The organism is Neorhizobium sp. DAR64860/K0K1 (assembly GCF_050500205.1).
GTDB lineage: Bacteria > Pseudomonadota > Alphaproteobacteria > Rhizobiales > Rhizobiaceae > Neorhizobium > Neorhizobium soli.
Genome location: NZ_CP191459.1, coordinates 2,236,253 through 2,259,863, shown reverse-complemented (window position 1 = coordinate 2,259,863; position 23,611 = coordinate 2,236,253). Strand labels below are relative to the sequence as shown.

Below are 23,611 nucleotides of genomic sequence, written 5' to 3'. Positions count from 1 at the left end.
TTGCACGCAATACTAAACGATTGTTGAAGCCACCTTTAAGATAACGCGATTTTGTTCCAGTCTTGAGCAGCCTCGCGGAAGCTGACTTGCCATCATGCTTCGTGATTGTGCTTTGTCAATTTCCTGTCGCGGCCCCGGGAAATGTGGTTATTGTGATTTGTATTCGAATCCTTTTCTTTGGTGGTGCTGCGATTACGGTCCCGTCACCGTGATTTTTGCAGAGTGCATGATGGTGGCCGACGCGCAGAACCCCTTGCGGGGCATTCTTTTCAAGGTCATCTCCGTCGTCATCTTCGTGGCCATGCAGGTCTGCATCAAGTCCGCCGGAACGGGGATCCCTGCAGGGCAGATCACCTTTTACCGCTCCGCTTTCGGGATCGTGCCGATCGTGCTCTACCTGTCGGTTCTTGGACAGTTATGGCCGGCATTCCACACGTCGAGCATTTTTGGACATTTCAAGCGCGGTGTGCTGGGCATCATGTCGATGGCCTTCGGCTTTTACGGCCTGATCCACCTGCCGCTGCCGGAAGCGATTGCCATCGGCTACGCGGGACCGCTGATGGCCGTCGTGTTTGCAGCGCTCATCCTCAAGGAAACAGTGCGCGTCTATCGCTGGACGGCGGTGTTGATCGGAATCGTTGGCGTTCTCGTCGTCTCATGGCCAAAGCTGACACTGCTCCGCGACGGCGGGTTTGCCTCCGAACAGGCGCTCGGTGCGATCGCGGTTCTCTGTGCCGCCGTGCTGGCCGGTCTTGCCATGGTGCAGGTGCGCCAGCTGGTGCAGACCGAAAAGACGGCGACGATCGTGCTGTATTTTTCGCTGACCGGCGCGCTTCTGTCGCTGGCCAGCCTGCCGTTCGGCTGGGTGTCGCTGCCCTGGAGCAGTTTTCTGCTTCTGATCGCGGCCGGGCTATGCGGTGGCGTAGCGCAGATCTTCCTGACCGAAAGCTATCGATTTGCCGATGTCTCGACAGTCGCACCCTTCGACTATACGTCGATCATTCTGGGCATTGCCGTGTCATATCTGCTGTTTGCGGACGTGCCGACGGCAACGACGCTGATCGGTACCGCGATTACGGTTTCCGCCGGTATCTTCATCATCTACCGCGAGCATCGGTTGGGTCTCGAGCGCAAGGCGGCACGCCGGGCGTCAAGCACCGCCAACTGAACCCGTGCTGCAGGAACATGCCCCAAACGCAAAAGGGCCGCGTGACGCAGCCCTCGACAGTTCAATCCAACGTGGATGACGCTTTACAGCGGAATTGCAGTTTCCGCGTCGGAGCGCTTTACCGCTGAACGGGAAAACTCGACGGATGCAGATACCGCGCAGCTGATCTGGAGAATGCTGTCGCGGATCGTACGGATCGGGTGCAGAACGGTTTTCATTGTCGTCATACCCTCAGCGTTCACGAAAGTCTGCGAAGACGGCGGACGGACGGGTTATCCCGACCGGACGGCTCATCGAGCGCGACGTGATCTGCTCGTGCGTGGCAGATCCGAAATGGTGGTACCCGTTCGAGGAGCGCGGCGCGAGGCCGGCAACGCGGAGGGTTTCAAAGCCCGAATGGATCGGACGAAAGCGTGTGGTCATTGCCTTGGTTCCTTAAACCGTGTCCTCCCAAGACAGGATGATATATTGCAGCGCAGCATTGATTCATCAATGGCGGCAAACGCGGCGCTGACATGCAGCGCACGCATAACGATATTCACAAATTGGTAATATTAACGCGAATCGTCGGTCCGCTGCCTAGATTCTGGGCATTCAAGTGCCGGAAATGCGGCTTTTGAACAGCAGCATATCCTGCCAGGCGAGAGCCTTGTTGGCCGGTGCCGCAAGCAGATCCTGCGGGTGAAGCGTCGCGAGCGCGGAAACCGCAAGTCCCGCTGCCGTGACCTCGCGCCATTCACCGCGCATGGAATGGATCGTGCCGGTGTCGCTGAGGAACAGACGCGCGGGAAAGTTGCCGAGCAGCAGCAGATGGCGTGGCTCGGCAAGCGCGATCTGACGGTCGAGGAACGGTCTGCAGATTTCAAGTTCGGCGTCGGACGGCATCCGGCTTCCCGGCGGACGCCAGGGGATGATGTTGGTGAGCAGCACCGTCTCGCGCGACAGGCCGATCGCCGACAGCATCCGATCGAGCAATTGGCCCTGCCGCCCGGAAAACGGTGTGCCGTCGCGATCATCTTCGGCATTCGGCATCGGGCCGATCACCATGATGCGCGATTGCGGATCGCCGGTCATGAACACCGTTGAGCGGGCGCCGTGTTTCAGGTTGCAGCCGCCGAAGGTTTCCAGCGCCGTCTTCAGTTCGGAAAGCGTGCCGGCACCGTCTGCCGCAAGACGCGCGGCATTGACCGCGCCGCCATCGGGAATGGCGACCTGCTGCATGGAGGAGGGGGTAAGACGCGGAGCCGGGGGTGCGGGACGCTGCTGCTGTGGGGCATCGCCGCCGCCAGCATAGGCCTCACGCTCACCTTGCGGCGGTGACGACGCGTTCGGTGCCGCTCGCCCTTGCGCCTTCGCGGCCTTCTGCTCGGCAAACTGCGCGAAGCGATCGACCGGTTCGTCCTCGACCAGCCAGTCGACACCCGAATCCGCATAGAAATGCAGCAGCGCTGCAAGTTCGGCAGGATCGAGTTCGGAGGCGGTGGGGCTCATATGCGCACCCTATAGCATGTCGGGCTCGGGTTGGAATGGGATTCCGTCCGCGGCTGTGGAGAACCTCGCGGAGTGCTTACGCCGCCCACTGCTCCACATCGCCGCTTTCGCCGATCAGGGCCAGACCGTGGGCGATCGACAACAGTTCGCCGCCGCTCTCGATCTTGCCGGCATCGAAGCGCCGGTTAAAGATCTGCCGCACCGCCGGCACGAAGGATGTCCCACCGGTCAAGAACACCTTGTCGACCTCATCAGGTGCCGTGTTTGTCTTGGTCAGCACGTCGTCCAGCGCACCTTCGATCCGGGCGAGGTCGTCGGCGATCCAGGTTTCGAAATCGGTCCGCTTCACCATCTTCTTGCCACCCCGGCCGAGCGGCGAGAAATTGAACTCCGCCTCGTCGGACGCAGAAAGCGCCATCTTGGTGGCCGAGATCGACTGATAGAGCGGATAGCCTTCGTCGTGATCGACGAGATCGATAAACAGTTCCAGCTTGTCGGGATCGGTTGCCGAGCGCACCAGCGATTTCAGATCCGTGAACTCGCGGGTCGTCTTGAAGATAGACAACTGGTTCCAGCGCGAGAAATTCGCATAATAGCTGGAGGGCACTTCGAGAAGCTTGTCGAAGCTCTTGAAATGCGTGCCCTTGCCAATCTCTGGCGCCACCAGATGCTCCACCATCCGCGCGTCGAAGTGATCGCCGGCGATGCCGACGCCGGAATGGCCGATCGGAGTTGCGACGAGCTTGCCGGCGACACGCTCGAAGCGGATGAGCGAGTAGTCCGTCGTGCCGCCGCCAAAGTCGGCCACCAGAACGGTGGCATCGCTCTTCAGGCTCTGCGCGAAGTAATAGGCGGCTGCGACAGGCTCGTAGACATAGTGGATTTCCGGAAAGCCCAGCCGCGTCAGCGCTTCGTTGTAGCGATCGGTGGCGAGTTTCTCATCCGGGCTGGCGCCGGCAAAATGCACCGGACGTCCTGCGACGAGACGCGAGACTTCGCCCGGCCAGTTGCCTTCCGCGTAGGCCTGCAGCCGCTTCAGAAAGATTTCCATCAGGTCTTCGAACATGTGCCGGCGGGCAAACACCAGCGTACCCTGAAACAGGGGGCTTGCAGCAAAGGTCTTGATCGACTGCAGGAAGCGAACATCACCGGGATTGTCGATGAACTGGCGGATGGCGGCCTGACCGGCCTCGATCTTCAGCGCCTGCGCGCCAAGCTTCGCATCCTTCATGAAGGACAGCGCCGTGCGCATCGAATCCGTGGTGCCGGCGCTGCTGGAAAACTCCAGCGAATGCGTGGTGGCGCCGCTGTCCGCCAATGCCAGAACCGTATTGGTCGTGCCGAAATCAAGCCCGAGCGCCCGTGCCATGGCCGTGCTCCTTAAAAATCTACGTCGAAAATGATGAACCGGAAGCGCCGCCTCCGAGGGCAACAGAACGCGAAAACGCGCCCCGTTTTTCAAGAGGGCGCGTGATGGCACAAGGTGCGGGCGAAGGCAAGAGCGGAAAGGGACTGAACCCCATGCCGATAGCGTTTATGCCGCGCTGTAGATTTTCTCCGTTTCCAGCGTGTCGGCCTCGTCTCGGGAGCCGAACAGGGTGCCAATCGTCTGGCTCTGCTTGGAGACGATATTGTCCAGCAACTGGCTGACCATCAGGCTCTGGACGACTTCCGAAGCCCGTTCGCGAGCCTGTTGTTCCTCGCTGGTACCTGTCGTTCCGAAACGCGTCTGGATCCTAGCGACCTGGTCGAGGAAGTCAGCGACGCGATCGGCAGAAGCCGTCTTGGAGACGGAGGTCGACGCGGTGGTCGGAGCGTTGGACGACGAAGCGGTCGTTCCCGTGCTCGAGCCCGTCGCCGGTGCCGTGGATGCCGTGCCAGCCTGTACCGGACCCGACGAGGATGGGCCAGACGCGCTGCCGGAACTCACGCTGTTCGATGGCGCACTGTTTGATGGAGCGCTGTTTGATGGAGGAACGGCACCCGCCTCAGGTTCAGCGGATGGCTCCGCTTCCGTCGTGCTTTCTGCCGGCACGCTTCCGGTCGATGTGCTTCCCGATGGCGCACTGGACGTTGGCGCTGCGGTGTCGTCGTCTTCAACCATCGAAGCGTCGCGGTCTGTTTCGGCGCCGCTGGTCTCGGTGCTTTCAGGCTTTGCATCGCCGGTCGCAGCAGTTTCCGGCGCGGTGGAAACCGGCGTCTCGGATTTGTCTGTGTCGCCTACGCTCTCGCTGGCTTCATCATTATCGGCCGCTACTGGCTCGGCTTCTGCAGTCTCGTCACCCGACGCCGGAGGCGTGGCGGAGTAGATGCCGTCATCGCTATTGTCGACCTGCGTTTCGGGTTCTGCGCTCGCGACCGGTTTGACCTGCTCGGTGCTGGTCGGGGTGGTTGCGGCTGAAGTGCCGGATGTTGTGCTTGCTGGCTGTGTGCTTGAGGTGGACGTCTGGCTCGTAGAGGATGGTTGGCTGGAACTGGACGTCTGGCTCGGCGAGGATGAACTCGATCCGCCTTTGAAAAGGCTGTCAATTAACACGGTATGCCCCTTGGGTTCTAATCAAGCGAGGCCTGTACCAGCGTCGCCTTGACGAGGGGTCAAAACCGGCATGACAAGTTAACTCAATGTTTACACATTCATGGAGGATCTTCCCGGCGTCGCACAAGGAGGACTGCTAGAGTGTTGAAGAAAATGAAGTTTCTGTCGTTGATCACGGTTGCGTGCTTGTTTTCCGGCGTGGCCTCCCATGCTGCCGAGCCCATCGCCTGTACGGTCGTGATCGAGGAAAAGACAGGTGAACAAGTGCACCGGGAAGGCGCCTGCGATCAGGCTTTCTATCCGCAATCCACCTTCAAGCTGCCGCTCGCGATGATGGGCTATGACGCCGGCATCCTCACCGACGAGACGACGCCGCTCTGGAAATACCAGGCGAAGTTCAACCGCTCGCAGCGTGAGCAAAAGGATGTCGACCCGACTATCTGGGAACGCGATTCGATCGTCTGGTATTCGCAGGAGATCACGCGCAAGCTCGGCAAAGAACGGTTCGCGGCCTATGTGAAGGCCTTCGGTTACGGCAACCGCGATGTCTCAGGCGGACCCGCGGGCACGGACGGTCTGACGGAAGCCTGGCTGATGTCGTCGCTGAAGATCTCGCCGGACCAGCAGGTGGCGTTCATCCGCCGCTTCCTCACCGGCAAGCTGCCGATCTCGGAAAAGGCTTCCGACATGACACAGGCCATCCTGCCGCATTTTGCAGCTGCTGACGGCTGGGACGTGCAGGGCAAGACCGGCGCCGGCTGGATGCGCGGCAAGGACGGCAAGCCGGACTATTCCCGCCCGATCGGCTGGTTCGTCGGCTGGGCCGAGCAGAACGACCGCCGCGTGATCTTTGCAAGGTTGCTGGTCGACGTGAAGCGCTATCCCGACACGCCGATCAGCTATGTTGTGCGTGACAGCCTGATCGCCGACCTGCCGAAGCTTGCCGCCGATCTCTGACCGTCGCTTACCCGTTCGGCTGGAACGCCACGCTGCCGCTCTGCAGGAAGCAGGTCCGGCTGAACTTGGACAGGTCGATCGGGTTGGGAAGCCTGACATCCGCGATGTCGGGGAGGGGCTTCGTCGCCTCGTCGTAAGCGCGGTCGATCTGTGACACGAAGACGATGATCAGACCGCGCTTACGGGCGAAAGACTCGAGTGTGGAAACCTGGTCGGCCAGCGGCGGGTTTTCGCGCCTCTGGTCGAGAAGCTGCAAATAGTCCACCACGACCAGCGTACCGGCTGCAGCGGTTTCCAGCGCCTCGATCATGTAACCGGCATTGATCGCATCGGAGCAGTCGAACGAAAACTGGTCTCCGAAGCGCTGAGGCTCGACCTCAAGCGCGCGAAAGCGCCCGAGAATGTCGGCAGGCGTATAATCGAGGCTGAAGAAAAAGGCGCTATTGCCGGCTTTCATGGCCTCGATGGCAAGACTGAGCGCCATCAGCGTCTTGCCCTGTCGCGGCCTTGCACCGACCAGCAGCATGTCGCCCTGTTTCAGGCTTCGGTACAAGATTTCGGCGGGCGATGTTTCGGCATGTTTGGCCGATAGCAGGCTCCAGCTCCGGTACCCTTGCTCGATGGCGATCCGGTCGAGCGCGGCGTGGAGGGGAGTGGATGTCTGCCGGGCGAGAAGCTTCGCCTTGCGTTTCAGCTGATAGATCGGAACTGTCGTCTTCATGGTCAAACCTCCTATTGCGAGCGTATTGCGCAATCCCTCCTTGTGCGGATGCTCGAACAGTCGGTTCGATGATCGGAGGTCCGGTATGAGGTTTACTTTCCCGGTCGGAGGGGGGAGGCGTGGACCGCGCCAGAATCAGATCCTAGCGCGATCCGTGTTGTCTTCAAAGTGGTCTTGTCAGGTTAGAACGAGCGGGCCGCTCCGCCATCGACGCGCAGCATCGATCCGGTGATGTAGCTTGCGGCTTCCGAGCAGAGGAAGGCACCGGCAGCGCCGAATTCCTCGACCGTGCCGAGCCGGCCGGCGGGGATCGTCTTGACCGATGCGGCGCGGACTTCGTCCATCGTCTTGCCCTGCTTTTTCGAATTGGCCGTGTCGAGTTCCTCGATCCGGTCGGTGAGGATGCGGCCAGGCAGCAGCATGTTTGCGGTGATACCGGAACCCGCCACTTCGGTCGCAAGTGTCTTGTTCCAGCCGACCAGCGCGCCACGCAGCGTATTCGACAGCGCGAGGTTCGCGATCGGCTCAACCACGCCGGAGGAGGCGACCGTCAGAACGCGGCCCCAGCCTTGCGCCTTCATCTGCGGCAGCAACGTGTTGGTGAGCGTGATGACGCGCAGCACCATGGACTGGAAGAACGTGTCGAGCTTGTCGGCGCTCATATCCTCAGTCGTGCCGGGCGTCGGGCCGCCGGTATTGTTGACGAGAATGTCGATGCCGCCGAGCTTTTCCTCAACGGCCGTCACCATCGAAGCGACGAAATTCTCTTCGCCGAGATCGCCGCGGACCCACTCGGCCTTGCCTTTGCCGAGCGCATTGATCGCCTTGCAGTTTTCGGCCAGCTGATCGCCCGACCGACCGACGAGAAGGACGTTTGCGCCTTCCGCCGCCAGAGCCTTGGCTATCCCCAGCCCGAGGCCGCGGGAGGAGGCGAGTACGAGCGCGCGTTTGCCGGCAATACCGAGATCCATGAAGCTTTCCTTCTCTGCACGAGGTTCATGACGGGCCTTCGGGCGCGACGACAGGTTGCGACGCGGGGACCGGTCATTTGAATGCCGGGGCTTTATAGCTTTGGTCCACCCATGGCGAAAGCCAGAACTTGCCTTTGGCGCCAGAACCGTTATTTACGTGTACGTCAACGTAAGTTGAGAAAACGGAAGCGTGCTTTGCGCGAATGACAAGCCGGAAGACGTTTTCGCGCCTCGACAAGCGGGATCGCGTTTGACAAGACAGAAACAGACCTACTGCGCCGGCGAGGGGCCGGCATCGGAGTTTGCAATGGACGCCCAAGACCTTTCCGCCAACCCGCTTCCTGAACGAGAAAGCATGGAGTTCGACGTCGTGATCGTCGGCGCTGGCCCGGCCGGCCTGTCGGCTGCGATCCGGTTGAAGCAGGTCAACCCGGATCTGACGGTGGTCGTTCTGGAAAAAGGCGCCGAAGTCGGTGCGCATATCCTCTCGGGCGCCGTGGTCGATCCGTCGGGCATCGATGCGCTTCTGCCCGGCTGGCGCGGGGAAGAGGGCCATCCCTTCAAGACCGAAGTGACCGACGACCAGTTCCTGCTGCTCGGTCCCGCCGGCTCGATCCGCCTGCCGAACTTCGCCATGCCGCCGCTCATGAACAATCACGGCAATTACATCGTCTCGCTCGGCAACGTCTGTCGCTGGCTCGCCGAAAAGGCCGAAGCGCTGGGCGTCGAGATCTATCCCGGCTTTGCCGCCGCCGAGGTGCTCTACAATGACCAGGGTGCCGTAATCGGTGTCGCAACCGGCGACATGGGGATTGAGAAGAACGGCGAACCGGGTCCTGCCTATACCCGCGGCATGGAACTGCTCGGCAAGTACACGCTGATCGGCGAAGGTGTGCGTGGCTCGCTTGCCAAGCAGCTGATCGCGAAATTCGATCTTGCCAAGGATCGCGAGCCGCAGAAATACGGCATCGGCATCAAGGAACTGTGGCAGGTCAAGCCGGAGAACCACAGACAGGGCCTCGTGCAGCACTCGTTCGGCTGGCCGCTCGGCATGAAGACCGGCGGCGGTTCCTTCCTCTACCACCTGGAGGATAACACGGTCGCAGTCGGCTTCGTCGTCCACCTCAACTACAAGAACCCCTATCTCTATCCGTTCGAGGAATTCCAGCGCTTCAAGACGCATCCGGCCATCCGCGGCACGTTCGAGGGCGGCAAGCGCCTGTCCTACGGCGCGCGTGCGATTACCGAGGGTGGCTACCAGTCGGTGCCGAAACTGTCCTTCCCGGGTGGCGCGCTGATCGGCTGTTCCGCCGGCTTCGTCAACGTGCCGCGCATCAAGGGATCGCACAACGCGGTCATCTCCGGCATGCTGGCCGCCGACAAGCTGGCCGCCGCCATCGCTGCCGGCCGCGCCAATGACGAGCCGGTCGAGATCGAGAATGAATGGCGCCAGACGGCGATCGGCACCGATCTGAGGCGCGTGCGCAACGTCAAGCCGCTCTGGTCGAAGCTCGGAACCGGTCTCGGCGTCGCGCTCGGCGGTCTCGACATGTGGACCAACCAGCTGTTCGGCTTCTCGTTCTTCGGCACGCTGAAGCACGGCAAGACCGATGCGCAAAGCCTGGAGCCGGCGGCACAGCACAAGAAGATCGACTATCCGAAGCCTGATGGCGTGCTGACCTTCGACCGTCTTTCGTCAGTGTTTCTGTCGAACACCAACCACGAGGAAGACCAGCCGGTCCATCTCAAGGTCAAGGATATGGACCTGCAGAAGCGCTCAGAGCTCGAAGTCTATGCGGGCCCCTCGACCCGCTACTGTCCCGCCGGGGTCTATGAATGGGTGGAGAAGGACGGCGAAGAAGTCTTCGTCATCAACGCCCAGAACTGCGTCCACTGCAAGACCTGCGACATCAAGGACCCCAACCAGAACATCGTGTGGGTGCCGCCGCAGGGTGGCGAGGGGCCGGTCTATCAGAATATGTGATCCTTGAGGTGCCGAGGGAGACCAGAGCAACCGCTGTGCGTTCAATTGGACGCACAGCGATCTAGAGAGGCGCCTCCGCACAGTCCCGAATGCAAATCGCTGCGCAGGTTTGCTGGGAGCGCTTCAGACTGAGGTCCAGCCACGGCCGAACCGGTGGGCGACAGCGTTCAGCCGCTTGTCCCGTGTCCAAAGCAACAGATCCGGCGTCAACAACAGAGACGCCACGAGATGCGCGTCACAATAGCCGATGCCTGAGCCGGACAGTTTCTGTGTCCGTATCATTGCCAGAACCTCCGCATCTGACGCTGTTACGGATTTCGGCAGCCGATGCAGATAGCCGATGATCACATCGTATTGGCGCATGTTCCCCAGCGCCAGTTCCCCGATCACATGCGGATGAGTGCAGACTTGTCCATTCTCCAGCAGAGCAATCAGCCTCGGGTCTGGTTTGCCGAGATGGTCGGCCCAGATGACTGTATCGACCAGAATCACTGCTCGTCCGGCCGCCAGCGGGGCGCTGATCTGAAGTCTGGTTCCGTTCCGCCCAGCAGAGCAAGGCGCCGTGCAGCTTCATTTTGAACGAGAAGCGTAAGCGCCTTCTTGACGATCGCCGATGTCTCCTGAAGACCGGTCAGTTCCTTTGCATCGATAAGCAGTTCATCATCGATGGTGATCGTCGTTCGCATGGTCAGTCTCCCTTCGCATGAAAAATAACATCAGATGATGCGCTTAACAACGTCGCGTGCGCCTGTGGGCGTGCACGGTGTTGTCGGTGCAAATACGCCATGGAACTCGCTCGATCCGCACCCGCCTTATCACTTCATTAACCATAATATCCGTAATTCTTGGTCATCTTCTCGACTCGCCAAGGACACATTCATGTCGATTTCCCGTCGCGGCCTGCTGGTCGGTTTGCCGCTTCTGCTGGCCGGCTGCGCATCCACGTATCCAGAACAGCGCAATTATGCAGCGCTCCCAGGCGAGGCTTTCCCCTTGTCACCGGTGCCAATCGATCGGATCAGGCCTGAACTGCGCCGGACCGAAGTCGACTATGTCAGCTCCTACGAGGCAGGTACCGTCGTCGTTGATACGCCTGCGCGCCGGGCCTATTACATCCTCGGCAATGGCCGGGCGATCCGTTACGGCGTCGGTGTCGGCCGCGCCGGTCTTGCACTCTCCGGAAACGCCTATGTGGGCCGCAAGGCCGAATGGCCGACCTGGACGCCGACGGCCAACATGCAGCGCCGCGAACCGCGCTACCGGGCGCTCGCAGGCGGCATGCCGGGCGGCCCTAACAACCCGCTCGGCGCCCGTGCGATGTATCTTTACCGCGGCGGCAACGATACGCATTTCCGCATCCACGGCACCAACCAGCCGGATTCGATCGGTCACGCGATGTCGAGCGGTTGCATCCGCATGATGAACCACGACGTCATCGATCTTTTCCAGCGCGTCCAGGTCGGCGCAAAGGTCGTCGTCATCCAGGCGAGTGCCTGATACAAGCCGCAGCCATCCGTAAGAAGCCTGCCGTCATTGTCGTGGCGGCGGGCCTTTTCGCATTTGGATGTTATGGGTGGACCTGAACACCCTTCAGCGTGATTTCCAGGCGACGACCATCAGGCCGCCGATCACGGTGATATGCTCCATCACCACGTAGAACTCGAGCGTCTTGAACGGCTCTTCCATCGTCCAGAAATGGTGGACGATCGGAATCGTCAGCGCCGTGAACACGCCGAGCGCGCCGGCACCGAGCCAGGTCCAGCGGTTGAGGATGATAAGCGCCGAACCCACCAGCTGGGTGATGATGACGGCCACGTTGAAGGCGAATGCCGGTTCCAGCCCGAACTGCGTCATCTCCGCGACGCCGGCCGGAAAATCGATGAGCTTGGAAAGCCCGCTTCCCCAGAACATGAACGTCAGGACGGCTCGGGCCAGATACCCGAACCATGTGGACCCGGTCACGATATCCAGCGGATTTCCGAATGTATTGGACTGCGATGTCGCCATAAGAACCCCCTTTGCGCGTACCCGCCTGGACCATAGCTCCAAACGGCAAACGTGATAAGGTGTAAGTTTTTATCGATACACCTTATGGGGTGTGTGTTGCTGCGTGGTCAGAAGCAGGACAGAACCAGCTTGCCTCGCGTCGTGCCGCTTTCGATCCTGGCGTGGGCCTTCTTGAGGTTTGCAGCATTGATCGGGCCGATCACGTCGGACAGCGTCGTGCGGATCTTGCCGGCATCAACCAGTTCGGACACATGATTGAGCAGCTTGTACTGTTCAATCATGTCGGCGGTCTGGAACACCGGCCGAACGAACATCGTCTCCCAATGGATCGACAAAGCCTTGCGCTTGAACTGGCGGATATCGATCGGCTCCTTCGGGTCGTCGATCAGCCCCAGTCGTCCCTGCGGCGCGATCATCTCGAGGATGTCGTTGATGTGATCGGAGGTTTCCGTCGTCGAGAAGACGAATGCGGGGTTGCCGATCGCCATCCCGGCGATCTGTTTTGCCAGCGGCTTGGAATGGTCGAGAACATGGTGAGCGCCGAGCGTGCGGATCCAGTCCTGTGTTTCCGGCCGCGAGCCGGTGCCGATCACGGTCGCGTCGGTCAGCTCCCGCAGCAACTGGATGGCAATCGAGCCGACACCACCGGCGCCGCCGATGACCAGAACCGCATTCCAGGCGCTCGCCACCTTGTCCTGCACCTTCATCCGGTGAAACAGCGTCTCGTAGGCAGTGATGGCGGTCAACGGAAGGGCGGCGGCCTCCTCAAAGGAGAGGCTGGAAGGCTTCTTGCCGACGATCCGCTCGTCGACCAGATGCAGTTCCGCATTGGTGCCGGGACGGTTGACCGCGCCCGCGTAAAACACCTCGTCACCCGGCTTGAAGAGTTTCACATCCGGCCCGACCGCTCTGACCACGCCCGCCGCATCGAAGCCGAGGATCCGGTACTGGCCAGCTTCGACAGGCTGCAACCGGCGCTGCTTGGTATCGACAGGATTGACCGACACGGCCTTGATCTCGACCAGCAGGTCGCGCCCCTTGGCCTCGGGCTCCGGCAGCTCGATGTCGAGAAGGGCGTTTTCGGATGTGATCGGCAGGTTTTCGCTAAAACCGACAGCGCGCATGGAATCTCCTCGTCAAGCTCAGGGCAGTGAGGACGATACATCGCGCGTAACGACGGCAACGGCAAGGCGGCGCAGGCGAGCGCCGGTACGCTTTACCGAGACGGCGCTTTCTGGCTCAGGCTGAGGGCTTTGCCTCACGTTCCAGAGCAACCGACACGCCGAAGACGCAGAGCCCGATCAGCGAAAGCACCGCACCGACATAACCGGTTGCCTGAAAACCCCAGCCCCAGGCGATGACGAGCCCGCCGAGCCAGGCACCGAGTGCGTTGGCGATGTTGAAGGCCGAATGGTTGGAAGCGGCCGCCAGCGTCTGGGCGTCGGCGGCCACATCCATCAGCCGCGTCTGCAGCGCCGGGCCGCAGGCAAATCCGCAGCCGACCAGGAAGACGGTGATATAGAGCATAACAGGGATATGCGCGAAGGTCGCAAAGGCCAGCATCACGGCCACGTAGAACACCATCGTTCCGCCGATCGTGCCCTTCAGCGAAATGTCGGCAAGCCTCGAGCCGACAATATTGCCGACATTCATGCCGATGCCGAACAGGGCGATGACGATCGACACCATGGTGACCGGAAGCCCGGCCGTTTGCGTCGTGGTGGAGGCGATGTAGCTGAACACCGAAAACATGCCGCCGAAACCGACCGAGGCAATGCCGAGCGTCAGCCAGACCTGTGTCTTGCCGAATGCGCTGAGTTCGCGGCGAATGCTGGCGCCTTCTTGCACCTTGTCCCTCGGCTGAAAAAACCAGACGAGTGCCACGGTCAGGAGACCGATGAAGCCGACAAGGTAGAAGGCCGAGCGCCAGGACAGCATCTGGCCCATGAAGGTGGCAAGCGGCGTGCCGAGCAGCGTCGCGATCGTCAGACCCAGCATGACGCGGCCGACGGCGCGGGCGCGCTTGTTGGGCGGCACCATGGAGGCGGCCACCAGCGAGGCTACCCCGAAATAGGCCCCGTGCGGCAGGCCGGTGACGAAGCGCAGCGCGGTAAAGCTCCAGAAACTTGGCGCCATCGCCGACAGGATGTTGCCGACCGCAAAGACACCCATCAAAGCCAGAAGCAGCGTGCGGCGCGGCAGCCGGGCCGATAGAATTGCGATGATCGGCGCGCCGATCACCACACCCAGCGCATAGGCGCTGATCACATAGCCCGCCGTTGGGATGCTGACCTGATACGTCTCCGCCACATTCGGCAGCAGGCCCATGATGACGAACTCGCCGGTACCGATCCCGAAGCCGCCGACGGCAAGCGCGAATTCGATCAGAAGGACGGCGAGGGGGGAAAGGCTGGTTTTCGGGATGCTGTCGTCAGGTCTGGTGTTGGCCTTGGCATCGGGCACGTGTCGGACTGCGGTGTCTGTCATGGTATCGCATCTGTTGAAAAAGCGGACGGGTACGGCTCGAAGCGAGCGCGTCCGGGAGCAAATGATGGGGCTTTGAGGCAGTTGAATTGACAGCAGATTAGCACGTGATTGTGCAGCGCGGTAGGCTTTTGACAAAAACCAACTGTACCACAATCGTGCAATCGCCATGCGGTGCCGTTGATATCTGCCGCGGCCTCACCATTTTCCACCCTGTCGTTATCCGCCGCCCTCGAGCACCTGGTCCCTTGTCGATGAAACTACATGCCGTTTTCAACCGCGATGGCGGGACTTTCCGAACCACGGATATGGACGCTTACTGCGACCACGCCCTGAAGACCTTCCGGGCTGCCGGCCACGAGATCGAGTGCGAGGTTGTTGCCGGCGACAAGGTCGTCGAGACGATGGAAAAGGCAGCCTCGATGCCCGGCGTCGAAGGACTGATCGCCGGCGGTGGCGACGGCACGATTTCCGCGGCGGCGGGCATTGCCTGGAAAAGCGGTATCGTTCTCGGCGTGGTGCCGGCCGGCACGATGAACCTGTTTGCCCGTTCGCTGAAACTGCCGCTCGACATCTGGGAAGTCCTCGACACGTTGGCAGAGGGCACGCCCGAAGCGATCGATATCGCCAGCGCCAACGGAAAAAGCTTCGTGCACCAGTTTTCCGCAGGCCTGCATGCCCGGATGGTGCGCTACCGCAACTCGATGAATTTTGCCTCGAGGCTCGGCAAGATGCGGGCAAGCGCAAGGGCTGCAATCGGCGTCATGTTCAACCCGCCGGAATTCGAGATGGAATATGTCGTCGATGGCAAGCGCACTTCGCGCAAGGTGTCGGCCATCTCGGTCTCAAACAACGAGTTTGGCACCGATCCTCTGATGTTTGCCGATGACCTGACCAGCGGCCATCTTGGGTTCTACCTCGCCGAACCGATGAAGCCGTCCGGGGTCGCAAAACTCACCTTCGACATCCTGCGCGGCAAGCTCAAGGAAAACGCCGCGGTCACGGCGATGACGGCAACAGAACTCGAACTGCACTTTCCTCGCCACCGCCGCGACGTCAGCTGTGTCATCGATGGCGAACTCCTGCCGATGAAGCGGGACGTGACGCTGAAGATCCATGCCGGCGAACTGAAGGTTCTGGTTCCCGGACAGAATACGGCTGCAGGACGCGAAAATGCCGCTGCGAATATGTCGCCGGAACCGTCTACGGTCTGATCGGCGCTGAACGCGGCAATGTCGAACGCTCAGACAGCGATCGACGTCAGCGGTGGCGGCGTGCCGGCGGCGGCGGCTTCGATATCGACGGAATTGGCTCCGTTCGAGCGCACCGTCACCGCATTGGATGCGAGCTGCACGCCGGCGGCCTTGCAGGCGGCCAGCAGCCGCGTCATCGCTTCGCGCTTCAGGATGCCCGGATTGCCGGGCAGGCAGGTAAACTTGAAGCGCACGATCATCGCCGTTTCGGTGATGTCCTGGATACCCTGCATCTTCAGCGGAATGAGGAACTGCGGCCCAAATTCCGGATCCTCCAGCATGCCCAGCCCCACCTTCTTGGCGGCACGGCGGATGGTCTCGGCATCGCTGTCGCGCTCGAAGCGGAGCTGGAACTTGATCGTTCCCCAGTCGCGGCTGAAATTGGTGACGGAGCTGATCTGCCCGAAGGGAATGGTGTGGATGGGTCCGTTGTGATGGCGCAGCCGCACGGAGCGCACGGTGATCTGCTCCACGGTCCCCTGCAGCTTGCCCGTATCGATGTACTCGCCAATCCGGAAGGCATCGTCGACAATAAAGAAGATGCCGGAAACGACGTCCTTCACCAACGCCTGAGACCCGAACGAAAGCGCAAGCCCGAGCACTCCGAACCCGGCCAGCAGCGGCGCCACGTTGATGCCAAGCGAACTGAGGACGATCAGCGAGCCGACCGCGAGAACCGCACCGAGAACCAGGTTGCGGATCACCGGCAGCGCCGTCGTCAGACGGCTTGTCTGCTTCTTGTCCGCTTGCTCGTCTTCCTGGCCGGGCAGCATCACGGTCTGCGGTGGGGCGATCGTCTCGGCGTATTTCCACACCAGCGTGTAGACGGCCCAGCTTGCGACCACGGCAAAGCTCAGCCGCTCCAGCCAGAGGATCCAACCGGTTGCGATGTCGCCGCCGCTGGTCATCAGCGGCCACCAGAGCGCGGTGATCAGGTGCAGGCCGCCGATCCACACAGCGCCCGAGCACACCACGCGAAGGCTGGCGAGTACGGAAGACCATAGGTCCGCCCCGTGGGTGGTTTCCCAGTGCCGCGCGAACTCGTCCACCACGTGGTGGGCACCGAGTGCGAACACCGGCAGGAGCAGCAGGATGACCTGAGTCGAGCCGGCCGCGAAACTCCAGCGGGCACTGTCCGGCGAGCCGATGATGACCGACCCGAAGAACCAGATGAAGATGGCCGAAACGACATAGAAATCCGGAAGCAGGTTGCCGATGACGCGCCGGACGGGGCCCGGGCTTGAGCCTTTGAACGCAGCGCGGATGCCGGCGCGGCCGCCCCAGAACCAGGTTAGCTTGAGCAGCGTCAGCAGGGTGCCGCCGATCAGGAACCACCCGTCGAGCGAGGCCCGGTCCAGGCCCAGCCAGTTCCACAGCCGCATGGTCTCACCAAACAGGGCGGTGATCACGCCATAGGCGGTGAGCATATGGAAATGCCATTGCGGATTGCTGATCGCGAACAGTGTTTCGCCGCTCTCATCGGGCCGAAACAGAAACCGTCCCACCGCCATGTAGACAAGCAGGATCAGGGTGAAGGCAATGGCGGCCTGGCAGACCTGGAAGGCAGCCGTCGTATCCGCGAGCATCGTCAGCAGGACCCACCGGGCGACACCGAGAAAAATCGCGATCGACAGCAGATCGCCGACCAGGCGCTTGAAGAAGCGACGGAACTTGCCGGCGATGTGACGGGCCCGCAAATGGCTGTGTCGCAGCAACTGCGCAAACAGAAGCCGCACGCTGAGCGCCGCGGCGCCGCCCGCCAAAAGCGAAAGCAGCGCCACCATCGCAATCCGGCCGTTCGCAATGCCCTCGGCATCCAGATGCGTGGTCGTCATGCCCACCATGGTGGACAGGGCCTGCAGCCCCGCAATCGCCGTCGTGAAACCTTGGGACGAGGCGTCCGAAAACCGCTCCCAGCTGGCCATGCCCATGTTGGCCGCTTCCATTTCCGGCGTCATCTGCATCGTATCAGCGCTGGTTGCGGTGGCAGTGCCAGAGGTCGTGTCCGATGCGGAGGTCGCGGGGTGTGCAGCGGCGCCGGTGGTTGTGGTCGCGGTCTCCACCTGAACCGTCAGCGGTCGGCCCGTGCGGGCCGCAAGATCCAGCACCTGCTGCACGTCGGCGGCGGTCTGACCGGGCTTGAGGACGACGGTCAGCGGCGCGTCCTGCGACCACATCGGAGATGCGGTTAGGAGAAGGCCGAGAAAGGCTGCTGCGGCAGCTCGGCAGAACGGCATCAGCGTCTCCATCGGCCCAAGCGGCCCTTGCCCGTCCGCGCCGCGCGTGGCGGCATGACGTCCTTTTGCAACCCCTGCAGGCTCGCAGGCAGGTTCCCATCATATGGCGAAGATCGTCGTTCCGCCAGCCGCCCGCCGATGGATGCTTGATCCTAGATTCGAGGCAGATAGGTCTGGTAGTCGAAGTCGCTGACGGTCCGCAGGAAGGTGATCGCCTCCTTGCGCTTCGTGTCGCCGAAGAGCGTCTGGTATCGCTTTCCGAACACGTCCCGGATGAAAGGCGAGGCAGCAAAATCCTCGACCGCGGTGAGGAAATCATGGGTGAGGCGTTTCGCGTCAGCTGGGGGTTTTTGGCCGGGCTCCGTTGCCGGACCGGGATCGAGATCCGCTTCGAGCCCTAGGAGCATGCCGCCGAGAATGGCGGTCAGCAGCAGGTATGGATTGGCATCGGCACCGGCAACGCGGTGCTCGATGCGCGCGGCAGGACCGTTCGCGTCCGGAATGCGGACGGCCGTTCCGCGATGGCCGAAGCCCCAGTCGATATCGACGGGCGCAAACGAATCGGGCTGAAAACGCCTGTAGGAGTTCGCAAAGGGCGCAAACACGAGCTGCGCATCACGCATTGTGTTGAGCAGGCCGGCGGTGACGGATCGCAGTTTCGCAGGGTCGCCGCCCTTGGCGTCGAGAATGTTGTTGCCGTCGGCATCGATGATGCTGGCATGCACATGCAGGCCGGACCCCGCATGATCCGAATAGGGTTTCGCCATGCAGGTGGATTTCAACCCGTGCTTTCTGGCCGCCTGTTCGACAATGCGTTTGAGGCAGATGCAGTCGTCGGCCGCCGCCAGCGCATCCCCGCGGTGCAGAAGGTTGATCTCGAACTGACCGGGACCGAATTCGGCCGTCGTCGCATCCGCCGGCAGGTCCTGGGTATGCGCCCATGTGCGCACTGTCTGCAGATAGCCATCGAGCGCATCGACTGCCGTCATGTCATAGAGCTGGAAACCGTTCGGTTCGCCGCGATAGGCAAGTTTTGCCGGCGGCCGCGGACGTCCGGTGTCGCGCCAGTCATCTTCGACCACATAGAATTCGAGCTCCGTCGCCACGACCGGCGTCAGCCCAAGCTTCGAAAAGCGCTGCAGCAGGCCGGCCAGAATCGCGCGCGGATCCATGAAGCTCGGCTGCCCGTCCATCTCGTGCATGGTCGCAAGCACCTGCTTCGAGCCCGACGGGCCCCAGGGCATCGGCGCGAGCGTCCGGCGATCGGGAATGCAGAGCCCATCGGGATCGCCGATCGAGATCGAAAGCCCGGTCAACTCGTCATTGTCGCAGCCCCAGATATCGAGCGACTGGGTGGAGGAGGGCAGCCGCACCGTCCCGTCCCAGATCTTCTTTTCGGCCGCCATCGGAATGCGTTTGCCGCGCAGGTCGCCGTTCATGCCGACCAGCATGATTTCGATATGGGGCTCGGCTGCGGTCTCGGTCATGAAGCATCATCTCGATGGTTGCGCTGCCTCGTTGGTAGCCGATAAGAATTGGTCGCACAATCTGAGCCGCGTCTAAGCCCTGAGGGAAACCGCATGAACGAGAAGCCGACGATCTCCAATCTCGCCGCGATCGATGCCGCCCACCACATTCATCCGTTTTCGGACATGAAAGAGCTGAACGCCAAGGGCACCCGCATCATCGAACGGGCCGAGGGGCGCCATATCTGGGATTCGACCGGCAAGAAGTATCTGGACGGCTTTGCGGGCCTCTGGTGCGTCAATGTCGGCTATGGCCGAAAGTCCATCGCGGACGCTGCCTACCGTCAGATGCAGGAATTGCCCTATTACAACAGCTTCTTCGGCACCACGACGCCGCCCGCCATTCTGCTTGCCCAGAAGATCGCGTCGCATGCGGGGCCGCACATAAACCGCGTGTTCTTCACCAATTCCGGATCAGAGGCCACCGACACCTGGTTCCGCATGGCTCGCGTCTACTGGAAAGCGCTCGGCATGCCGGAAAAGACGCTCGTGATCGCGCGGCGAAACGGCTACCACGGCTCGACGGTCGCCGGCGCCTCGCTGGGTGGCATGAAGCTGATGCATGAACAGGGCAACCTGCCGATCGACGGCATCCACCATATCGGCCAGCCCTACTGGTATGCCGAGGGTGGCGATCTTTCGCCGGAGGAATTCGGCCTGCAAGCAGCGCGCGAGCTTGAAGCCAAGATTGATGAACTGGGCGAAGACAAGGTTGCCGCCTTCGTCGCTGAGCCGATCCAGGGCGCCGGCGGCGTGATCATTCCGCCGGATACCTACTGGCCGGAGATCTCGCGCATCTGCAAGGCGCGCAACATTCTGCTCGTGTCCGATGAAGTCATCTGCGGCTTCGGCCGGCTCGGCTCCTGGTTCGGCTACCAGCATTACGGCTTTGAGCCCGATCTCGCGCCGATCGCGAAAGGCCTGTCCTCCGGCTATCTACCGATCGGCGGCGTGCTGGTCTCCGACCGGGTCGCGGATGTGATGGTCAACGAGGTCGGCGACTTCTTCCACGGCTATACCTATTCGGGCCACCCAGTGGCCGCAGCAGCCGCGCTCGAAAACCTGCGAATCATCGAAGACGAAGGTCTGGTCGAGCGGATCCGCGACGATATCGGACCCTATTTTGCGAAAGGCTGGAAAAGCCTTGAGGCGCATCCGGTCGTCGGACAGGCCGATTGCGTAGGCTTGATCGGCGGCCTTCAGCTTGCAGCCGACAAGGCGACCCGGCGGCGCTATGCCAAACCCGACGATATCGGCTCGCTCGTGCGCAACCACTGCCTCGAAAACGGGCTGATCATGCGCGCCACGGCAGACCGCATGCTGGCATCGCCGGCCTTCACAATCACCCGCGGGGAAGTCGACGAAATGGTCGAGACGCTGTCAAAGGCTCTGGATCACCTCGCAGAAACCGTGGCGGAATAGGGTCAGTCCGGGAGATCGACAACTGCCATGGCGAATGGGTACTGGTCGCCTTCGTGTCCCCAGGAATAGGGAAAGCGCAGGATGACCGGGTTTGCCGAGAGTCCTTCGAGCCCCTGCGTCTTCAAATAGCGGCCAAAGACGGTTTTAAACCCGTCCGGCATTGTGCCATCCGAACGGCGCCAGACAAAGACTGCCTTGCGATAGGCTGAGATTGCCGTAATCACCATGCCGGCCGGCTGGTGCGAGACGACAACGGTCGTATCGGGCAGGTTGAAACGCATATTTCCGGCCAGATGCCCATCGGCGGCAATGATCAGCACCGGGCGCGGGTCGGAACCGTCGTTTGCGAGTTCCGGCTCGATCTGCTTCGCCAACTTGTCGAAGGGAATGTTGACGTAACCGTAGTTGCCCGTGAATGGGTCGATCGCCACTCTTCCAAACAGGATCAGGGGAACAATCACCATGATCGCCGCAGCAGTGACCCAGAGGCGCTTGAGCGGCATCGATATGTCGATCCCGGCTGCGTCGATCTTCAGCGTAAGGTAAAGCGGCAGAATCAGCAGCAGCGGCGTGAGCCAGCGGTCGCGCACGTCATCCACGCCGCCGAACAGGACCATGCCCAAAAGGACGGCCATCACGAATGCCAGGATGCGACCGGCAAGCCGGCTCCAGTCGTCGTCGGCCCTCATGACCGTCGAAAGCTTTTCACGCAGCGAGATGGCGAACACCGCTGCGGTGAGGGCCATGAACCCGGTCGATGACAGGAGCAGAGATCGCAGTCCGCGGGAGATCGCTGCGAGCGTACCGGCGTCAGCGCTGATGAGTTTGTCCACCGACCGGCTGCTGGCCGCCTCGAAATTGTCGAGCAGCCAGACGGCATGCGGGGCAACTACAAGCAGCGCCACCAGGCCGCTCAAAAGGATGCGCCAGTCCAGCACCCGGTCTCGAAACCGGCTTACCATCAGCACTGCAAGCATCGCGCAGAGCGGAAGAAGGACAAAGTTGTACTTGGTCATTCCCCCGATTCCCGTGGCGAGCCCGAACAGAAGGAACGAGGCAAGCGTCGGAACGGATAAGAGCCTGAACAGCGCAAACAGGAAGAGCGAACTGCCGAAGATCGCCGCCACGGTATGGCTGAGGTCCCGTTGCGCCTCGAACGAGACCTGCGGGATGGTCAAAAGACCGAGCACCGCCGCCACTGCGAGGCGCTTGTCCTTCAAGACCTGTCGGGCAGCGAGGAAATAGAAGCCGTAAGCGCCGAACAGAAGCAGGTTCTTCAGTCCCGACAAGGTCGGCATCGACATGCCAAAGAGATGAACCGCGAGGTATTGCAGCCAGTTGTAGATCGGCGGCTGGGTGCCGTATCCGGCCAGCAGCCATTGCGACAGATAGGCCTGTTCGCCTTCGTCTAGTTCCAGCGCATGCGGCAGAATTAGACGGACCCCAATATTGACCAGAAAATAGAGCGCCAGGACCGTGAAAAACGTGCGGCCGCGGGAAAGCCGGTCCGCGGAGACCCTGACAGTGGAGAAATGTGAACCCTCAAGGCTATGCAAAAGGTTTTCTCCAGGTCCGCCGGTGACGAAGACTGAATAATTCAGGCGCGATTGTCTGTCTGGCGTATCATGCCGTGCCCGCAGATCAAGCGGCAAGCCAGCGTGCCGGCGGCCCTTTCGACGTGTTTTTTCAGAATATCGCTGAGTGTGTCACGGCTGCGGCGTAGCGTCACTCGAGGCGACACCCTCGTGGACTGCCCTGACGATATAGGAGAGCGACGCGCCGTCACGGTAATAGATGCGGGCGATCATTTCGGCGAGGATGCCGGTGGTGATCATCTGCACCGAGGACAGGAACAGCATCACACCGATCATGAAGAGCGGACGTGTACCGATATCGTTGCCCAGAATGAACTTGTCGATGAACAGGTAAAACAGGATCAGCGCCGAAAGCGCACCGAGGCCAAGGCCGAGCGATCCAAAGAAATGCCCCGGCCGCGCCTTGAAGCGCATGAAGAACATCACCGACAGAAGATCGAGGATGACGCGGAAGGTGCGCGAGATCCCGTATTTCGAAACGCCGTGCTGGCGGGCGTGATGGGTGACAGGCATTTCGCCGATCCGCGAGCTCGGCACGACGCCCGCAACCCAAGCCGGGATAAAGCGGTGCATCTCGCCCATCAACTGGACCTGCTTGATGACAGCCGAGCGATAGATTTTCAGCGAGCAGCCGTAGTCATGCAGGCGGACGCCGGTGATGCGGCCGATCAGCCGGTTGGCGATAAAGGAAGGCACCTTGCGCAGGAACAGCCCGTCCTGGCGGTTCTTGCGCCAGCCGACCAGCAGGTCGAGTTCGCGTCGCTCGAGTTCGGCGACCATCGAAGGAATGTCTTTGGGGTCGTTCTGCAGGTCGCCGTCGAGCGTCGCGATCAGCCGGCCGCGCGCTTCGGTAATACCGGCCTGCATCGCTGCCGTCTGTCCGAAATTGCGCTGCAGCTCGATGATCCGCAGGATGAGACCCGAACGCGACAGCGAAAGCTTCGCATTGGCGATCGTCGCGTCGGTGCTTCCGTCGTCGACCAGGATCAGTTCCCATGCCGAGGGATAGGTGGCCATGGCGGCGCAGATCCGCTCGATCAGCGGGCCTACGCTTTCCTCTTCGTTGAAGAGCGGCACGACGAGGGAGAGTTCGACCGGTGAAACGGTGCCGATCGTACCATCAAGCGTGCCATCGATCGTACCGGCCGCCGAACTTGCTGTTGTACGCACCTTGTGTTTCTCCTAGAAACTCGGGAAACCTCGGGCGTGACGATCCGCCGTCATGGCGGCCGCAGTCTCTGCGCCTTGGTCTTAATGCT

Annotated in this window: 22 protein-coding genes; 6 read left to right on the top strand and 16 right to left on the bottom strand. The window is 61.5% G+C overall.

The genetic code is table 11. The features are described from left to right. The first annotated feature begins 229 nt into the window (after nucleotides 1–229). On the top strand, nucleotides 230–1,168 hold the full coding sequence (locus ACQY1J_RS15640) for a DMT family transporter (RefSeq protein ID WP_092662503.1): 939 nt from the start codon (nucleotides 230–232) through the stop codon (nucleotides 1,166–1,168). 83 nt (nucleotides 1,169–1,251) lie between these two features. Here ACQY1J_RS15640 and ACQY1J_RS15635 read toward each other — a convergent pair whose 3' ends face one another. From ACQY1J_RS15635 to ACQY1J_RS15615, 5 genes are all read right to left on the bottom strand, one after another. Beyond that, nucleotides 1,252–1,386: a hypothetical protein gene (locus tag ACQY1J_RS15635; protein WP_256413693.1), complete on the bottom strand. Its 135-nt coding sequence runs from the start codon at nucleotides 1,384–1,386 to the stop codon at nucleotides 1,252–1,254. 13 nt (nucleotides 1,387–1,399) lie between these two features. After that, nucleotides 1,400–1,591, bottom strand: coding sequence for a hypothetical protein (locus tag ACQY1J_RS15630; RefSeq protein ID WP_062453430.1), 192 nt, complete (start codon nucleotides 1,589–1,591; stop codon nucleotides 1,400–1,402). Nucleotides 1,592–1,762: 171 nt separating this feature from the next. Continuing rightward, nucleotides 1,763–2,659 carry a uracil-DNA glycosylase gene (locus ACQY1J_RS15625; RefSeq protein WP_430250272.1) on the bottom strand — a complete coding sequence of 299 codons (897 nt, stop codon included), beginning with the start codon at nucleotides 2,657–2,659 and terminating at the stop codon, nucleotides 1,763–1,765. Between the two features lie 76 nt (nucleotides 2,660–2,735). After that, nucleotides 2,736–4,028, bottom strand: coding sequence for an Hsp70 family protein (locus tag ACQY1J_RS15620; RefSeq protein ID WP_062453428.1), 1,293 nt, complete (start codon nucleotides 4,026–4,028; stop codon nucleotides 2,736–2,738). Nucleotides 4,029–4,193: 165 nt separating this feature from the next. Then, nucleotides 4,194–5,195 carry a hypothetical protein gene (locus ACQY1J_RS15615; protein ID WP_430250271.1) on the bottom strand — a complete coding sequence of 334 codons (1,002 nt, stop codon included), beginning with the start codon at nucleotides 5,193–5,195 and terminating at the stop codon, nucleotides 4,194–4,196. A gap of 153 nt (nucleotides 5,196–5,348) precedes the next feature. Between ACQY1J_RS15615 and blaOXA the strand changes: the two genes are divergently transcribed. Continuing rightward, nucleotides 5,349–6,152 (top strand): class D beta-lactamase, encoded by an 804-nt coding sequence (gene blaOXA / locus ACQY1J_RS15610; protein ID WP_430251960.1) that lies wholly within the window; start codon nucleotides 5,349–5,351, stop codon nucleotides 6,150–6,152. Nucleotides 6,153–6,159: 7 nt separating this feature from the next. Here the strand turns inward: blaOXA and ACQY1J_RS15605 are convergent, their stop codons facing one another. Both ACQY1J_RS15605 and ACQY1J_RS15600 read right to left on the bottom strand, forming a co-directional pair. Next, nucleotides 6,160–6,873, bottom strand: coding sequence for a DNA helicase (locus ACQY1J_RS15605; protein ID WP_430250270.1), 714 nt, complete (start codon nucleotides 6,871–6,873; stop codon nucleotides 6,160–6,162). Nucleotides 6,874–7,055: 182 nt separating this feature from the next. After that, nucleotides 7,056–7,844, bottom strand: a complete 789-nt coding sequence (locus ACQY1J_RS15600) for an SDR family oxidoreductase (protein ID WP_430250269.1) — start codon at nucleotides 7,842–7,844, stop codon at nucleotides 7,056–7,058. A gap of 307 nt (nucleotides 7,845–8,151) precedes the next feature. On the opposite strand from ACQY1J_RS15600, the gene ACQY1J_RS15595 reads away from it, so the two are divergent. Then, complete coding sequence (locus tag ACQY1J_RS15595) at nucleotides 8,152–9,828, top strand: 4Fe-4S dicluster domain-containing protein (RefSeq protein WP_430250268.1); 1,677 nt, start codon at nucleotides 8,152–8,154, stop codon at nucleotides 9,826–9,828. A 123-nt stretch (nucleotides 9,829–9,951) separates the two neighbouring features. On the opposite strand, the gene ACQY1J_RS15590 is transcribed toward ACQY1J_RS15595, so the two are convergent. Then, nucleotides 9,952–10,320: a VapC toxin family PIN domain ribonuclease gene (locus tag ACQY1J_RS15590; RefSeq protein WP_430250267.1), complete on the bottom strand. Its 369-nt coding sequence runs from the start codon at nucleotides 10,318–10,320 to the stop codon at nucleotides 9,952–9,954. Then, nucleotides 10,317–10,514: a type II toxin-antitoxin system VapB family antitoxin gene (locus ACQY1J_RS15585; RefSeq protein WP_062453421.1), complete on the bottom strand. Its 198-nt coding sequence runs from the start codon at nucleotides 10,512–10,514 to the stop codon at nucleotides 10,317–10,319. Before ACQY1J_RS15585 ends, ACQY1J_RS15590 begins: the two co-directional genes overlap by 4 nt. A 193-nt stretch (nucleotides 10,515–10,707) precedes the next feature. Between ACQY1J_RS15585 and ACQY1J_RS15580 the strand changes: the two genes are divergently transcribed. Further along, entirely contained in the window at nucleotides 10,708–11,325 is a 618-nt protein-coding gene (locus tag ACQY1J_RS15580) for a L,D-transpeptidase (protein ID WP_062579746.1), read from the top strand. Nucleotides 11,326–11,418: 93 nt separating this feature from the next. Here ACQY1J_RS15580 and ACQY1J_RS15575 read toward each other — a convergent pair whose 3' ends face one another. The 3 genes from ACQY1J_RS15575 to ACQY1J_RS15565 all read right to left on the bottom strand — a co-directional run bounded on the left by ACQY1J_RS15575 (nucleotide 11,419) and on the right by ACQY1J_RS15565 (nucleotide 14,322). After that, complete coding sequence (locus ACQY1J_RS15575; protein ID WP_062453419.1) at nucleotides 11,419–11,835, bottom strand: DoxX family protein; 417 nt, start codon at nucleotides 11,833–11,835, stop codon at nucleotides 11,419–11,421. 107 nt (nucleotides 11,836–11,942) lie between these two features. After that, nucleotides 11,943–12,959 (bottom strand): zinc-binding alcohol dehydrogenase family protein, encoded by a 1,017-nt coding sequence (locus ACQY1J_RS15570; protein ID WP_430250265.1) that lies wholly within the window; start codon nucleotides 12,957–12,959, stop codon nucleotides 11,943–11,945. A gap of 115 nt (nucleotides 12,960–13,074) precedes the next feature. Further along, nucleotides 13,075–14,322, bottom strand: coding sequence for an MFS transporter (locus ACQY1J_RS15565; protein WP_062453417.1), 1,248 nt, complete (start codon nucleotides 14,320–14,322; stop codon nucleotides 13,075–13,077). Between the two features lie 251 nt (nucleotides 14,323–14,573). Between ACQY1J_RS15565 and ACQY1J_RS15560 the strand changes: the two genes are divergently transcribed. Further along, nucleotides 14,574–15,533, top strand: coding sequence for a diacylglycerol/lipid kinase family protein (locus ACQY1J_RS15560; RefSeq protein ID WP_092661778.1), 960 nt, complete (start codon nucleotides 14,574–14,576; stop codon nucleotides 15,531–15,533). Nucleotides 15,534–15,562: 29 nt separating this feature from the next. Here ACQY1J_RS15560 and ACQY1J_RS15555 read toward each other — a convergent pair whose 3' ends face one another. Together ACQY1J_RS15555 and ACQY1J_RS15550 are read right to left on the bottom strand one after the other, a co-directional pair. Further along, a complete protein-coding gene (locus ACQY1J_RS15555; RefSeq protein ID WP_430250264.1) occupies nucleotides 15,563–17,809 on the bottom strand; it encodes a mechanosensitive ion channel family protein in 2,247 nt (748 codons plus the stop codon). Between the two features lie 152 nt (nucleotides 17,810–17,961). Further along, nucleotides 17,962–19,296: a glutamine synthetase family protein gene (locus ACQY1J_RS15550; RefSeq protein ID WP_430250263.1), complete on the bottom strand. Its 1,335-nt coding sequence runs from the start codon at nucleotides 19,294–19,296 to the stop codon at nucleotides 17,962–17,964. A gap of 93 nt (nucleotides 19,297–19,389) precedes the next feature. On the opposite strand from ACQY1J_RS15550, the gene ACQY1J_RS15545 reads away from it, so the two are divergent. Then, nucleotides 19,390–20,757, top strand: a complete 1,368-nt coding sequence (locus ACQY1J_RS15545) for an aspartate aminotransferase family protein (protein ID WP_430250262.1) — start codon at nucleotides 19,390–19,392, stop codon at nucleotides 20,755–20,757. Between the two features lie 2 nt (nucleotides 20,758–20,759). Here the strand turns inward: ACQY1J_RS15545 and ACQY1J_RS15540 are convergent, their stop codons facing one another. Further along, nucleotides 20,760–22,313, bottom strand: coding sequence for an ArnT family glycosyltransferase (locus ACQY1J_RS15540; protein ID WP_430250261.1), 1,554 nt, complete (start codon nucleotides 22,311–22,313; stop codon nucleotides 20,760–20,762). 150 nt (nucleotides 22,314–22,463) lie between these two features. Further along, nucleotides 22,464–23,489, bottom strand: a complete 1,026-nt coding sequence (locus ACQY1J_RS15535) for a glycosyltransferase family 2 protein (RefSeq protein ID WP_062580229.1) — start codon at nucleotides 23,487–23,489, stop codon at nucleotides 22,464–22,466. Nucleotides 23,490–23,611 lie beyond the last annotated feature (122 nt).